This is a genomic window from Vibrio sp. YT-17 (genome assembly GCF_033337375.1).
Classification (GTDB): Bacteria; Pseudomonadota; Gammaproteobacteria; order Enterobacterales; family Vibrionaceae; genus Vibrio; species Vibrio alginolyticus.
Window position 1 is genome coordinate 1 of record NZ_JAWOQP010000010.1, and the last position, 13,759, is coordinate 13,759.

Below are 13,759 nucleotides of genomic sequence, written 5' to 3' on the forward strand. Positions count from 1 at the left end.
AATAAATATAAGGACGAAACCATGAACGATGTCATTCGTGACTTTTTCAAAATGGAATCAGCAGGTGGTATTCTTCTTGTAATTGCAGCGGCAATTGCGATGACCATTGCTAACTCACCGCTGGGCGAAACTTATCAATCTGTACTGCATACTTATGTATTCGGTATGTCAGTTTCTCACTGGATTAATGATGGCCTAATGGCTGTTTTTTTCTTACTTATTGGCCTTGAAGTGAAGCGAGAGCTACTTGAAGGAGCGCTAAAATCAAAAGAAACCGCAATTTTCCCTGCGATTGCAGCGGTTGGTGGTATGTTAGCCCCTGCTCTTATTTACGTTGCGTTTAATGCTAACGACCCAGAGGCGGTTTCTGGCTGGGCCATCCCAGCTGCGACGGATATTGCATTTGCTCTAGGTATCATGGCGCTACTAGGTAAGCGCGTACCAGTAAGCCTTAAAGTGTTTTTGTTAGCTCTCGCTATCATCGACGATTTAGGCGTGGTTGTTATTATTGCACTGTTTTACACAGGTGATCTTTCTAGCATGGCGCTGCTTGTTGGCTTCATCATGACTGGTGTCCTGTTCATGTTGAATGCGAAGGAAGTAACGAAACTGACGCCATACATGATAGTCGGCGCGATCTTATGGTTTGCGGTACTTAAATCTGGTGTTCACGCAACACTTGCAGGCGTAGTGATCGGCTTTGCTATTCCTCTTAAGGGTAAACAGGGCGAACATTCTCCACTTAAGCACATGGAGCACGCACTTCATCCATACGTGGCATTTGGTATCTTACCTCTATTCGCATTTGCAAATGCGGGGATTTCGCTAGAAGGCGTATCGATGTCAGGCCTAACTTCAATGCTGCCATTAGGTATTGCTTTGGGGCTACTGGTTGGTAAGCCTCTAGGTATCTTCACCTTTAGTTGGGCAGCTGTGAAAATGGGTGTAGCTAAGTTACCTGAAGGCATTAACTTCAAGCATATCTTTGCGGTCTCTGTGTTGTGTGGTATCGGTTTTACAATGTCTATATTCATTTCCTCTTTAGCGTTTGGAAATGTAAGCCCTGAGTTTGATACCTATGCTCGACTAGGTATCTTAATGGGCTCGACGACAGCCGCGTTACTTGGCTACGCGTTACTGCACTTTTCTTTGCCTAAGAAAGCGCAAGCGTAAGATACACACTGTTTAATGAAGCCTCCCATTCGGGAGGCTTTTTTATATCTGCAGATCGGCACATCAACCACTTCAGGGTGATTACTTTTGTGACCAACTAAGGTCTAGCTTATGGAGTTAGGGCAAATCATCGAAAGAGGCGCTTGGTAAATCTATAGGCGAAAAAAAGCCCAGCCGAAAATTTGACTGGGCGGATACAAACATAGGAGTTAATAAGAAAAAAGCAGCAACGTAACAATTAGATGGAAACAAGTTTGACGGCCAGTGAAACTTCAAATGCCCTAACTGTTACGTATATTCAGACCGAGCCTTTTCCAAACAGTTCCATTTTTTTTTCAAAAAATTTCTACTTAATGCTTTCTAGCTTCTTACACACCCGAAAGTAATAGAAAAATCGAGATGGATTACCAACTTGGCGAAGTTACTAACTTCTGTGTTTCTCATTTTATCTCCCCTAGAACCGAAGATGTATTTCATACTCTCGTCGCTCACTCCGAGCCGCCATGGCTATTGTTAGCGTTTCAATTGCGATGGACTGAGAAATTTGATCGTTTTCTTCTGACAAGCTTCACTGGAGTATTCGATTGAATTTCAAAAGATTAGATCACCCCTTTTACAGTCTGGTCAGACCAATTGGTTAAAGTGTGATGTTAATCATTTGTTAATCTTAAGTTTCGGGAGTATATTTTCAAACAGTTGTTTAATACGAGTGATTAAAATGGCCCCGAGAACATCAACAAAAGAAAAAATACTCGATGTCGCAGAAGGACTCTTTGCTGAACATGGCTTTAATGATACTTCGCTAAGAACGATAACAGGTAAAGCTAACGTTAACTTAGCATCGGTAAACTATCACTTTGGCGATAAAAAAACGCTGGTTAGAGCGGTTTTAGATAGGTATTTAGAAGCGCTAATGCCGAGCATTAAGACTTCATTAATTGAGTTAAACACGCGCGATAGCTACAACATGGACGATGTCTTTGAGTCATTGCGATTACCTTTACGTACATTAAATGATGTACGCCCAAATGGTACTGCGCTATTTATGTTGTTAATTGGCCGCGGTTATACAGACGTTCAAGGTCATCTACGCTGGTTCATTACCACCAGATACGAAGAGGTACTGAACCTTTTCACTTTCTCGATAATGAAGGCGAACCCGGAACTATGTGAAGAACAGTTGTTTTGGCGACTGCACTTCACGTTAGGAACCTGTGTATTTACGATGGCTTCAAGCCAGGCTCTTTCGGAGCTGGCAGAAAGTAAGTTTGAAAAGGAAGTCGATGTGAAATCTGTCGTCGATTTACTGATTCCATATTTGTCAGCAGGAATGTCAGCAAAGCAGTTGGCATAAGACAAATAAGAAAGTTAAACCAATAATAAGATTATACCCCGAGCGGTTACGTGAACAAAAGGATCTGAACTATGAGCTCTCTACGAAGAAAATGGATTAGTGACCCGGCTTTTAAAGTGTTCAAAAAAGTATTGCCACCTCTGTCTAGCACCGAGAAAGAGGCGATGGAAGCGGGTAGTGTATGGTGGGATGCCGAACTATTCTCAGGCAAGCCAAACTTCACAACATTGCATCATTATCCAACGCCTACACTGACGGCAGAAGAGCAGTCATTTATGGATAATGAGCTTGAAACCCTGCTAGAAATGCTTGATGACCAGAAGATTGTCAAAGAAGACAGGGATTTACCGCCTGAAGTATGGGAGTACCTACGTAAAGAGCGATTTTTCTCTTTGATCATCTCGAAAGCATATGGTGGTCGTGAATTTTCCGCTTTGGCGAACTCAACCATTGTTTCTCGTATTGCGACTCGAAGTATCAGTACCGCGGTATCGGTAATGGTACCAAACTCTCTTGGTCCTGGTGAGCTGCTATCGCACTATGGTACGCAAGAGCAAAAAGATTACTGGTTGCCTCGTTTAGCTGATGGTACAGACATCCCTTGTTTCGCCCTAACTGGCCCTGAAGCGGGTTCTGATGCAGGTGGCATACCTGATCAAGGCGTGGTTTGTTACGGCACCCATGAAGGCAAAGAAGTGCTTGGCGTGCGAGTTAGTTGGAATAAACGCTACATCACGCTTGCGCCAGTTGCGACAGTGCTCGGGTTAGCATTTAAACTGCAGGATCCTGAAGGGCTACTTGGTGACAAGAAAGAGGTTGGCATTACATGTGCGTTGATTCCCGCTGACCATGAAGGTGTCGAGATAGGCGAGCGCCATGATCCTCTGGGGTCTGCGTTCATGAATGGTCCTACTCGTGGTGAAGATGTCTTCATCCCTATGGACTGGTTGATCGGTGGCGCTGATTACGCAGGTAAAGGTTGGCGTATGCTGGTTGAGTGTCTTTCTGCGGGGCGTGGTATCTCTCTCCCAGCGCTTGGCACAGCGATTGGTCACCTTACTACACGTACAACAGGTGCTTATGCTTACGTGCGTAAACAGTTTGGAATGTCGATCGGTAAGTTTGAAGGCGTCGCAGAAGCGATGGGGCGCATTGGTGGTCTTACTTACCTACTAGAAGCGACGCGTACGCTAACGACGACTTCTCTCGATATGAAAGAAAAACCTGGGATTGTAACCGCGATTGCCAAGTACCACATGACGGAAATCGCGCGTACCATTCTAAATGATTCGTTTGATATCCACGCGGGTCGTGCGATTCAAGATGGTCCAATGAACTATCTTGCTAAACATTACCTTGGTATCCCGGTTGCTATCACCGTTGAAGGCGCGAATATTCTGACTCGTAACCTGATGATTTTTGGTCAAGGTGCGACTCGATGCCACCCATATGTTCTAAAAGAAATGGAAGCCGCGGCGAATCCAGATTCTGAACAAGGTGCGAAAGAATTTGACAACTTACTCTTTAAACACATCAAGCACGCGCTCGGTAATACATTCGGTGCATTTGGTGCAGCACTAACTGGTTCTCGATTTGTTAACGCGCACATGAGTGGCCCAACGCAGCAATACTACAAAGACATTACTCGTCTCAGTCGTGCACTTGCAGTAAGTGCAGACTTTGCGATGTTAACCTTAGGTGGAGACTTGAAGCGTAAAGAAATGATCTCCGCACGTTTGGGTGATGGATTAAGCTATCTATACATGGCATCTGCTGCCTTGAAAAAGTATGAAGATGAAGGCCGTCAACAAGGCGATCTAGACTTCGTTCATTACGCTGTTCAACACTGTTTGTATAACGCTTCTAAGTCATTAAATGAGGCTTACACCAACTTCCCTGTGAAATACGTTGGCGGTGTGCTTAAGGGGCTATTGTTCCCGCTTGGTAATCATTTCAATAAGCCAAGTGATGAGCTGTGTGTGAATTTGGCTGAAGCGATGATGACGCCAGGCGCGCAACGTGATCGCCTTACGCATCTGTGCTACATCGGAAAATCAGAGGATGACAGCGTAGGCTTAATGGAGAATGCATTCCTTGCAATGTACGACATTAAACCTTTGGAGCGTAAACTTGTGAAGGCTGCGAAGGATGGTAAAGTGGCTCGTAAAGGTCTGCTACATGATCGTTTGCAGCAAGCATTTGAAGCAGGCGTGTTAACTGAACAAGAAATTGATCAAATCATGGCTGCAGATAAATTGCGCTACAAGGCGATTCAAGTTGACCACTTTAGTCATGACTTTTCTGAAGTGCGAACTCATAGCCCAAAAAAGTCGCAGTTGAATCCGGCGGCATAATAGACAACTAATGTTAAGAAAAGCACCTCAATGAGGTGCTTTTTTGTATTCTTGGGGAGTGGATGGTGGGATAGTGCTCCAACCACTTGCCTTTTAAGAGCATTTTTACAGAAATTAGATGCGAAATCCCAACGAAACTTTTATCCTAACAAGGTTTTTTAAAGGAAGTTGAATATGATCATCAAACCTAGAATTCGTGGATTTATCTGTACTACAACGCACCCTGTTGGTTGTGAAGCTAACGTAAAAGAACAAATTGCGTACACCAAAGCGCAAGGTCCAATCAAAAACGCACCTAAGCGTGTTCTTGTTGTTGGTGCATCAAGTGGCTACGGTCTATCTTCTCGTATCGCTGCGGCATTTGGTGGCGGTGCATCAACTATCGGTGTTTTCTTCGAAAAAGAAGGTACTGAGAAGAAGCCAGGTACAGCAGGTTTTTACAATGCCGCTGCTTTTGAAAAGCTAGCGCGTGAAGAAGGTCTGTACGCAAAAAGCTTAAACGGCGACGCTTTCTCAAATGAAGCGAAACAGAAAACTATCGAGCTGATCAAAGAAGACTTAGGTCAAATCGATATGGTGGTTTACTCACTGGCATCTCCAGTACGTAAAATGCCAGAAACTGGTGAATTAGTTCGTTCATCTCTTAAACCTATCGGTGAAACTTACACATCAACGGCTGTTGATACCAACAAAGATGTGATCATCGAAGCTAGCGTTGAGCCTGCAACAGAAGAAGAAATCAAAGACACTGTCACGGTAATGGGCGGTGAAGATTGGGAACTTTGGATCAATGCGTTGTCTGATGCTGGTGTTCTTGCTGAAGGTTGTAAGACCGTCGCGTACAGCTACATTGGTACTGAGCTAACTTGGCCAATTTATTGGGATGGTGCACTAGGTAAAGCAAAAATGGACCTAGACCGTGCAGCGAAAGCGCTAAACGACAAGTTAGCAGCAACAGGCGGCAGTGCCAATGTTGCGGTACTTAAATCTGTTGTAACTCAGGCGAGTTCTGCAATTCCTGTTATGCCACTGTACATCGCAATGGTATTCAAGAAAATGCGCGAAGAAGGTGTACACGAAGGCTGTATGGAACAAATCTACCGTATGTTCAGCCAACGTCTATACAAAGAAGACGGTAGCGCGGCAGAAGTTGATGAGATGAACCGCCTACGTCTGGATGACTGGGAACTTCGTGACGACATTCAGCAGCACTGTCGTGAGCTATGGCCTCAAATTACGACTGAGAACCTAAAAGAGCTGACTGACTACGTTGAGTACAAAGAAGAGTTCTTGAAACTATTTGGTTTCGGCGTTGAAGGCGTAGATTACGAAGCGGATGTGAATCCAGCAGTTGAAGCAGACTTCATTCAAATCTAATCGAATCACAGACTAGATAACCAATAAACAAAAGGCGCTCATTGAGCGCCTTTTTGTATTTCATAGTCAAAGTGAGTATTAACTTAGTATTATCAGAATCGTACCAGCTAGCGTCATTAAAATATTCGCAATCGCATAGGTACCCGCATAACCAAGGGCTGGGATGGTGGACTTAGCGTAGTCGTTAACGACATCCATAGCCGGAGCGCAAGTACGGGCGCCAATAATGGCACCGAAGAGCAGGGCACGGTTCATCTTGAGTACGTGTGCGCCAACTAAGTAAGCCAGAACTACAGGCACAACACTGACAATAAATGCCAAACCAATGACTTTTGGTCCTACTTGCGTTAGGTGCTCGAACATCTTTCCACCTGCACTTAGACCAATTCCGACCATAAAGAACATTAACCCTAGATCTTTGACCATATTCAGCGCCCCTTGTGGGACATAACCGAAAGTAGGGTGATTTGCTCGTAAGAAACCAAGCGTAATACCGGACAACAGAAGACCCACCGCATTACCCAAACTGAAAGACACCTGACCGAACGTCATTGTGATGAGGCCAAACAGAATACCCAAAATAAAGAAGCTACAAAAAGCGAGCAAATCGGCCATTTGACTGTGGATCGAGATGAAACCGATTTTTTCCGCCAGTCCATGTACTCGGCTTTTCTCGCCGCTCACTTGAAGGACGTCCCCTTTAGCGAGCACAATGTCTAAGTCCATAGGCATTTCAATCTGAGCGCGAACTACGCGGTTTAAGAAACAGCCAAACTCAGACAAATTCAAATCCGATAAACGCTTACCAGCGATTGCGTCACTTTTTACGACGATTTCTTCTTCAACGATGCGTAAATCAAGCAAGTTACGGTCGAATACTTCTTTACCATTACGGAAGCTAGGGTCTAAGCGAGCATGGCTGTCAGGGAAGCCAACCAGTGCAATTTCATCTCCCTCTTGCAAGATAGCATCACCATCTGGGTGGGCGAGAATACCATTTCGGCGGATTCGTTCAATGTAACAGCCAGTTTGACGATAAATACCCAGTTCTCGTAAGTTTTTACCATCAGTCCAGTCAATTAGCTCTGGGCCCACTCGGTAAGCTCGAATAATGGGTAAATACACTTTTCTCTGGCTTGAATTTCCAAGGCCACGCTCTTGTGCGATTTGCTGCGCGGAATCAGAAAGGTTTTGTTTTTGCAGTTTTGGCAACAATTTAGCAAACATGATCATGCTAATTAAGCCGACCAGATAAGCCATCGCGTAGCCTACGGATAGATTTTCTAATACCAGAGAAAATTCCATATTCCGCGGTATAGTCGCAAGGCCAGAGTTAAGAGCATCTTGTGCACCAACCAGTACTGGCGTTGCGGTCAATGCGCCTGCCATCATACCGGCGGATAAGCCAAAATCGAGGCCGAAATAGTGACTCAAGCCATACGTTAAGCTGACCGCAGACACGAGAACAGTCATGCTTAAAATAAAATAATGCTTACCATCTCTGAAGAATATACCAAAAAAGTTTGGTCCAGCTTCAATGCCAACGCAGTAGATAAACAGCATAAAGCCAATGGTTAAAGCTTCTGCATTAAATGAGAAACCAAGGTGGCCCATTACCAAAGAGGTAATAAGAACGCCAATAGAGTTGCCTAATTGTAATTTGCCAAATCGAATTTTTCCGATGGCAAGGCCAATGGCTAATACGACGAAGATTAGAAGGATAGGGTTTTGCTCGAGAAGGTATACGACGTCTATGTTCACTGTGTGGCTCGGTAGAGTGTGTGCCAAAAAAGATTAAGAACTGTGAATTGTAACTAAATATAGCAAAAAGATAAGTGAATTTTTTTAGGTTTTACCATTAGTTGACTTAACGTAATAACCAGCTGAAAAATAATAAAAAAGCCGCATGAAGCGGCTTTTTTGAAAACAGTCTTTATTACTCGTCAAATAGACCTAGGTGCTCTTTCGCGTATGCTTCGAACTCGTCGCAGCCACCGATGTGCTCTTGGTCGATAAAGATCTGAGGAACGGTTTCAACTGGTTTACCAACTGTTTTCTCAAGATCTGCTTTAGAAATACCTTCAGCGTGAATATCAACGTAACGGTAGTTGAAGTCATCACGTTTTGCTTTTAGCGTTTCTGCGTGCTCTTTTGCACGAACACAGAAAGGACATGCAGGGCGACCAAAGATAACAACGAACATAATCTTATTTCTCCTAAATCTATTCTTTTTTGAAAGCGTACAAAACATAGCGGCTGAGTGCGCTTTCTTTTGTTGGAGTAACTATGCCCGATCCAGATACGGAAATAAAGCGGCAATTACCTCTTGGTTCTATAGGTGAAATCTATCGAATAAAAACTAAACGCACGTGCTTATTTTACGACTCTGAAGTATGTGAAGTGACGCATAAAAAACATACATTCTAAAGGGTTAATGATGGCAAGGTGGAATTGGTCAATTTTTTTTGTTTAAAAAAATAGCAATCTATTTTGGCTATACGCAAATAACTTCAACTCTTACATAAGTGTTAAATCAGAGGGCGAGAGGTTATTTGGGTATATTCTTTTGGGAGGGTGTGTATGTTTCAGTTTATGACTGCAACAAGGATTATATTTGGTGAAGGTGCACTTCAATCTTCATTATCCGTTATTAACCAATTTGGCTACAGTGTTTTGCTGGTTACTGGGCAGGATACCCAACGAGCCGCCCCCATTATCCAATATCTTAAAGCTCAAAATATGCGTTACCAGCACGTAGCTATCGTTGGTGAACCATACATCACGATGGTAGAAGAGACCGCAGTGCTCGGTAGAAAATTCCAACCTGATATGGTGGTTGCGATAGGTGGTGGCAGCGTCATCGATATGGGCAAAGCCTTAGCTGCCATTATTCCCAATCAAGGCAATGTTTACGATTACGTAGAAGTGGTAGGAAGAAGCGTCCCTTTAAAAGCAAAGCCTCTTCATTTTATTGCAATTCCTACGACAGCAAGCACCGGTTCAGAAGTGACCAGAAATGCTGTGCTGAAATCTGGACAAGATAAAGTGAAAGTGAGTCTTCGAAGCCCTGATATGCTCGCAGACGTTGCCATTGTAGACCCGACACTTACTTACGGGACCGACCAATACACATCTGGACGTGGCGCAATGGATGCGTTCACTCATTTAATGGAAGCGTATGTGTGTGGTGAGCCAAACCCTCTTACTGATATGGTCTGCGAAGAGGGGCTACGCCGTTTAAGCCGTTCAGTGATTGCCGCTTGTAAGCAAGATAATCATAAGGCGCGCTCTGATTTATCGTTCGCTGCATTGCTTGGTGGTATGGCGATTACTAATGCCAAATTAGGTGCTGCTCATGGGTTAGCATCGGCGTTAGGAGGCAAGTTAGACGCCCCCCATAGCGTTATTACGGCTCGCCTAGCTCCGCACGTGATGCAGGAGAACATTAACGCTGCTAAACTCGCGGGTAGGAATGATGTGATAAGTCGTTATCGTAAGCTGGCCCAATTAGTCACTGAGCGAGTAAATGCTAACGAACACGATGGAATTCTTTGGGTAAATATGGTGCTAGATAAGTTAGCGTTACCGCTACTGGCTCAATTTGGAGTATGCGAAACCTCTTTTGAGCAAGTGGCGAACGATGCGCTTAAGTCAATGGCAATCAGGGGGAATCCTTTACCTCTTAATCAGGAACGTTTGATTTACATATTGCAGCAAGTCTGTGATTGTAGCGGAGAGTGTGTAGCAGAGAGTGCACAACATGTCAGTTCTGTTGAAGTACTGGAATCAAGAGCGGACTTATCGAGTGTCAACGACTTAGGGTGATTGCTCCCTTAGCAGCATTAAAACAAAAGGGGAGCCTTGAGTTCCCCTAGATAAAGTATTGACTAAGCTTTAGTGCTTAGTACTGGCTTAGTTTGTCATAGCGACTGTCTTTCAACGCATCTTTTACGCGTTTTAGGTTCTCACGGAAACCTGTACCACGGCGAAGAGTGAAGCCAGTTGCTAGCACATCAATCACTGTCATTTGTACAACTCGGCTTGCCATTGGCATGTAAACGTCGGTATCTTCTGGAATATCGAGCGTGATGGCCAGCGAGCTTGCCTTTTCTAGAGGAGAATCCTTCGCTGTAATAGCAATAACCGTTGCGCCATTTTCACGAGCAAGGTTCGCTATTTCTACCTGACTCTTTGTTCGACCGGTATGAGAAATAAGAACCACAACATCATTATCACTGCAGTTGATACAACTCATGCGCTGCATAACAATATCTTCAAAACAAGTAATTGGAATATTAAAGCGAATAAACTTGTTTTGTGCATCTCGGGCGACAGAAGATGATGCACCAAGGCCAAAGAATGAAATGCGCTTCGCTTGCGTTAGCAAATCGACCGCACGGTTCACTTGCATTGGATCTAGGCTATTTTTCGCGACATCTAAACACGCCATCGTCGATTCGAAAATCTTATGGGTGTACGCGTCTGGGCCATCGTCTTCTTCCACATTACGGTTAACGTAAGGGGTGCCGTTGGCTAGGCTCTGTGCCAAGTGAAGCTTAAAATCTGGAAAGCCCTTGGTGTCCAGACGACGACAGAAGCGGTTTACAGTGGGCTCACTAACGTCGGCCATTTTAGCCAGCGTTGCAATGCTTGAATGAATTGCAGTTTGTGGAGACGCCATAATTACTTCCGCAACTTTGCGCTCTGACTTACTGAAATTCTCCAGGTTTTTTTGAATTTTTTCTAATGTATTCATAGTGTTCACGAGGGTATAGAGAACAACTCGCTGGCTCTGCTAACGAAAGGAAACACGAAGATTCCGGAGTAGAGTGGGGCGTTAACGAAAACAACCAGCGCCATAGAATCAGTATAAACCTGATCTTCAATCAGTCTAAACCAATAACGGGTACTATTTAGTGAGAATTTGACAGGCCTCAAACAAAATGTTGTAAAAGCTACAGAATTGGATGTGTAAACGAAGTTTTGTTGCGCTAGTCGCACGATAATGATGTTTGAGTTACATCAAAACGAAAAAAAATTTCAAATTGATGTAACTCGATCTGGCTGTTAAGACGATTGAATATCAACAACCAGCTGTTGAATCCTTTTCATCAAATTTGGTGCTTGCTTGGCGATTTCGCGTTGTTCATCAAGCACTGAGCTCAAAATTTCTTTTGTGGTCAGTGGATTTGCCAAAACCACTCTAAACACTATCGTATTCATGCGTTGCCATTGGTCTGGGTTCAGTCTTGTACGTGAAACGAACGATTTGCCCGTTTCGCGCTGACGCTTTTGAATAAACTGTGTTAACTCATTGATCAGCTCATTCAGTTGTTCTTTTTGTGAGCCTTCTGCTTGTGCTAATGCTTCACGGATGAATGGCGGCAAATAACGGTATGTGAGCAGACAAAGCTCTGGTTCAGAAACCAATTCGAAATCATCTTGCTGTTTGATTAGATCCGCAAAGTAGCGAGCTTTTTCAATGCTTTGGTCAATAAGAAGCTCATAACCTGGGCGACTTATGATGTGCATTGCGGCGTAGACTAACATCGCCATACCCGAACGTGAACCTTCTAATGTATGGCTGCCTAGGTCTTTTGAACCTTTTCGCAATATATATTGAGCGTGATGCTCTATGGATTTCATTGCGTCAGGGTCTTTGAACAGAACCATACCAGCGCCCATCGGGATGTAGAGCTGCTTGTGCGCATCAATAGTTACTGAGTCTGCCATTTCCACACCTTTAAGAAGGTGACGGTGATGGTTAGACATAAGTGTTGCGCCACCCCATGCGGCATCCACATGGAAGTGACAGCCGTGAGCTTGGCAGACTTCAGCGATTTCAGGCAATGGATCAACATTACCTGTCTCTGTTGTGCCAGCCACACCAATAACAGCAATAGGCTTGATGTTTTGTTTTTCGAGCTCAACAATTTTCGCTTTCAGGTCGTTGACAATAATACGGTTGTTGGCATCGGTTTTAACCGCAACCAAGCCCTCTTGGCCTAGCCCTAATACATCGGCTGCTTTCTTAAGGGAGTAGTGACCACGCTCAGACACTAGCACCGCTAAGCCATCATAGCCATAGTGCTTCATGGCTTTAAAAAGGCCTTCCTTTTCCACGCCTTTAAATGAGCCATTGGCTCTTAACGCTTTGTTACGCGCTACCCAAAGCGCAGTGATATTGGCAATGGTGCCGCCGGAACAAAATGCGCCTAATGAGTGGTTTGCACTGTGCATCCACTGATTGTAAAACGTATCATTCTGACCATATATCAAGCGATGCAGCATACCCAAAACTTGACGCTCAAGTGGTGTAAAGGCTTTGGAAGTCTCTATTTTTACCAGGTTTTGGTTTAAGGCGATCATGATCTTTGACAGTGGCATCAAGAAATAAGGCAGTGCCGATGTCATATGACCAATGAAGCTTGGTGAAGATGTGTGAACTGAGTGCGACACCAAAGTGTCGAGTAAGTGCTCTGTATGATCTGACACGAACTCTGGCTGCTCAGGAATCTGAGCAGAAGAAAAGTCTTTTTCGATTTCGCGTAAAGGCTTTTCTTCTGCCACGATGTGTTCACGAAGAAATTGATTTAGATTTCGCGAGAGGCTCTCGTCAATTTTAGTTAACGTTGAGTCCGGACCTTCTGGGACAGTGAAGATCTTTAGCAAGCTCTCAAAGCTAACATCAGCGGTTTTTTGTTCCTTAACCATAGCAAAGAATCTTTGTAGTTATTTTGGTAATGCGAGCGGCACAATCTAAACTAAAACGGGCGCAAAGTCCCGTTTTAATTGTTGAAACCCAAGTTGTAGAAATGAAAATTTTAGGTGAAGGTTACGATATTCACATTAAAAAATTCTAGATTGAGTACGTTAAAACATTCTAGTGTTTTCGAATGCTAATCAACGACTAATGCGAGCAATCTTAGTCACATTTCTGCTTTTCAATCTTTTCTATTGACTGATTGTACTTATTAAGTGCGGTATCAATTTGTTGGGGATGACTAAGCAGATCAGCGAATGCTGAACGAAGCTCGTAGTTTTTTGGGTGGTTAGTTGATTGACGGTCGCTAAATGTCTGTTTTGCAACTTCACCTAACTTATCGCTTCGGGTCGCTAACTGCTTAACGTCATGTTGCTCTAGTTTTAACCATGCTTCGATTGGCTGTTCCGTCGCAACGCGGCTAGGGTCGTTCTCTAGAAAGTAGTGAACCGCTTCGCGGTTTAATTCAAAGTGATGTTTACGTCCATCCAAGAACCATTGACTAACTTCTTTCAGATCTGGATATTGGGTAACCGTCAAATCAACAAGATCTTGATACCACTGTAGTGAGGCATCGACGTAGCCATCGTATTTGCTAGCAAGACATTGTTGATCTGCGGCAAGCGTAAAAGTTGAGCTTGTAGCGAGGAGCGCTGCAACGACAAAGCGTTTCATTCTTCTTCCTTCTGGTTGTTATCCCTTTATTAACGCAATGCACATCAGTTGATGTTTCTCCCT

General features: G+C 44.0%; 10 protein-coding genes. 5 read left to right on the forward strand and 5 right to left on the reverse strand.

All coding sequences use genetic code 11. From position 1 onward, the window contains the following. Positions 1–21: 21 nt before the first annotated feature. From nhaA to fabV, 4 genes are all read left to right on the forward strand, one after another. Complete coding sequence (nhaA, locus tag R7F67_RS11400; RefSeq protein ID WP_005378034.1) at positions 22–1,173, forward strand: Na+/H+ antiporter NhaA; 1,152 nt, start codon at positions 22–24, stop codon at positions 1,171–1,173. A gap of 718 nt (positions 1,174–1,891) precedes the next feature. Further along, the gene (locus R7F67_RS11405; RefSeq protein WP_005378033.1) at positions 1,892–2,527 is read left to right on the forward strand and encodes a TetR/AcrR family transcriptional regulator; all 636 of its coding nucleotides are present in this window, start codon (positions 1,892–1,894) and stop codon (positions 2,525–2,527) included. Between the two features lie 71 nt (positions 2,528–2,598). Then, on the forward strand, positions 2,599–4,881 hold the full coding sequence (locus R7F67_RS11410; RefSeq protein ID WP_054728681.1) for an acyl-CoA dehydrogenase: 2,283 nt from the start codon (positions 2,599–2,601) through the stop codon (positions 4,879–4,881). 174 nt (positions 4,882–5,055) lie between these two features. Next, positions 5,056–6,258, forward strand: a complete 1,203-nt coding sequence (gene fabV / locus R7F67_RS11415) for an enoyl-ACP reductase FabV (RefSeq protein WP_005388648.1) — start codon at positions 5,056–5,058, stop codon at positions 6,256–6,258. Between the two features lie 78 nt (positions 6,259–6,336). Here the strand turns inward: fabV and R7F67_RS11420 are convergent, their stop codons facing one another. Further along, on the reverse strand, positions 6,337–8,019 hold the full coding sequence (locus R7F67_RS11420; protein WP_005378028.1) for an aspartate:alanine antiporter: 1,683 nt from the start codon (positions 8,017–8,019) through the stop codon (positions 6,337–6,339). A 175-nt stretch (positions 8,020–8,194) separates the two neighbouring features. Then, positions 8,195–8,461, reverse strand: a complete 267-nt coding sequence (locus R7F67_RS11425) for a GrxA family glutaredoxin (protein WP_005378026.1) — start codon at positions 8,459–8,461, stop codon at positions 8,195–8,197. 377 nt (positions 8,462–8,838) lie between these two features. Between R7F67_RS11425 and R7F67_RS11430 the strand changes: the two genes are divergently transcribed. After that, positions 8,839–10,083, forward strand: a complete 1,245-nt coding sequence (locus R7F67_RS11430; RefSeq protein WP_005378023.1) for an iron-containing alcohol dehydrogenase — start codon at positions 8,839–8,841, stop codon at positions 10,081–10,083. Between the two features lie 76 nt (positions 10,084–10,159). Here the strand turns inward: R7F67_RS11430 and R7F67_RS11435 are convergent, their stop codons facing one another. From R7F67_RS11435 to R7F67_RS11445, 3 genes are all read right to left on the reverse strand, one after another. Beyond that, the gene (locus R7F67_RS11435) at positions 10,160–11,014 is read right to left on the reverse strand and encodes a MurR/RpiR family transcriptional regulator (protein ID WP_005378021.1); all 855 of its coding nucleotides are present in this window, start codon (positions 11,012–11,014) and stop codon (positions 10,160–10,162) included. A 311-nt stretch (positions 11,015–11,325) separates the two neighbouring features. Further along, positions 11,326–12,972, reverse strand: coding sequence for a pyridoxal-dependent aspartate 1-decarboxylase PanP (gene panP / locus R7F67_RS11440; RefSeq protein ID WP_005378019.1), 1,647 nt, complete (start codon positions 12,970–12,972; stop codon positions 11,326–11,328). A gap of 211 nt (positions 12,973–13,183) precedes the next feature. After that, complete coding sequence (locus R7F67_RS11445) at positions 13,184–13,696, reverse strand: hypothetical protein (RefSeq protein ID WP_017634875.1); 513 nt, start codon at positions 13,694–13,696, stop codon at positions 13,184–13,186. Between the last annotated feature and the right edge of the window lie 63 nt (positions 13,697–13,759).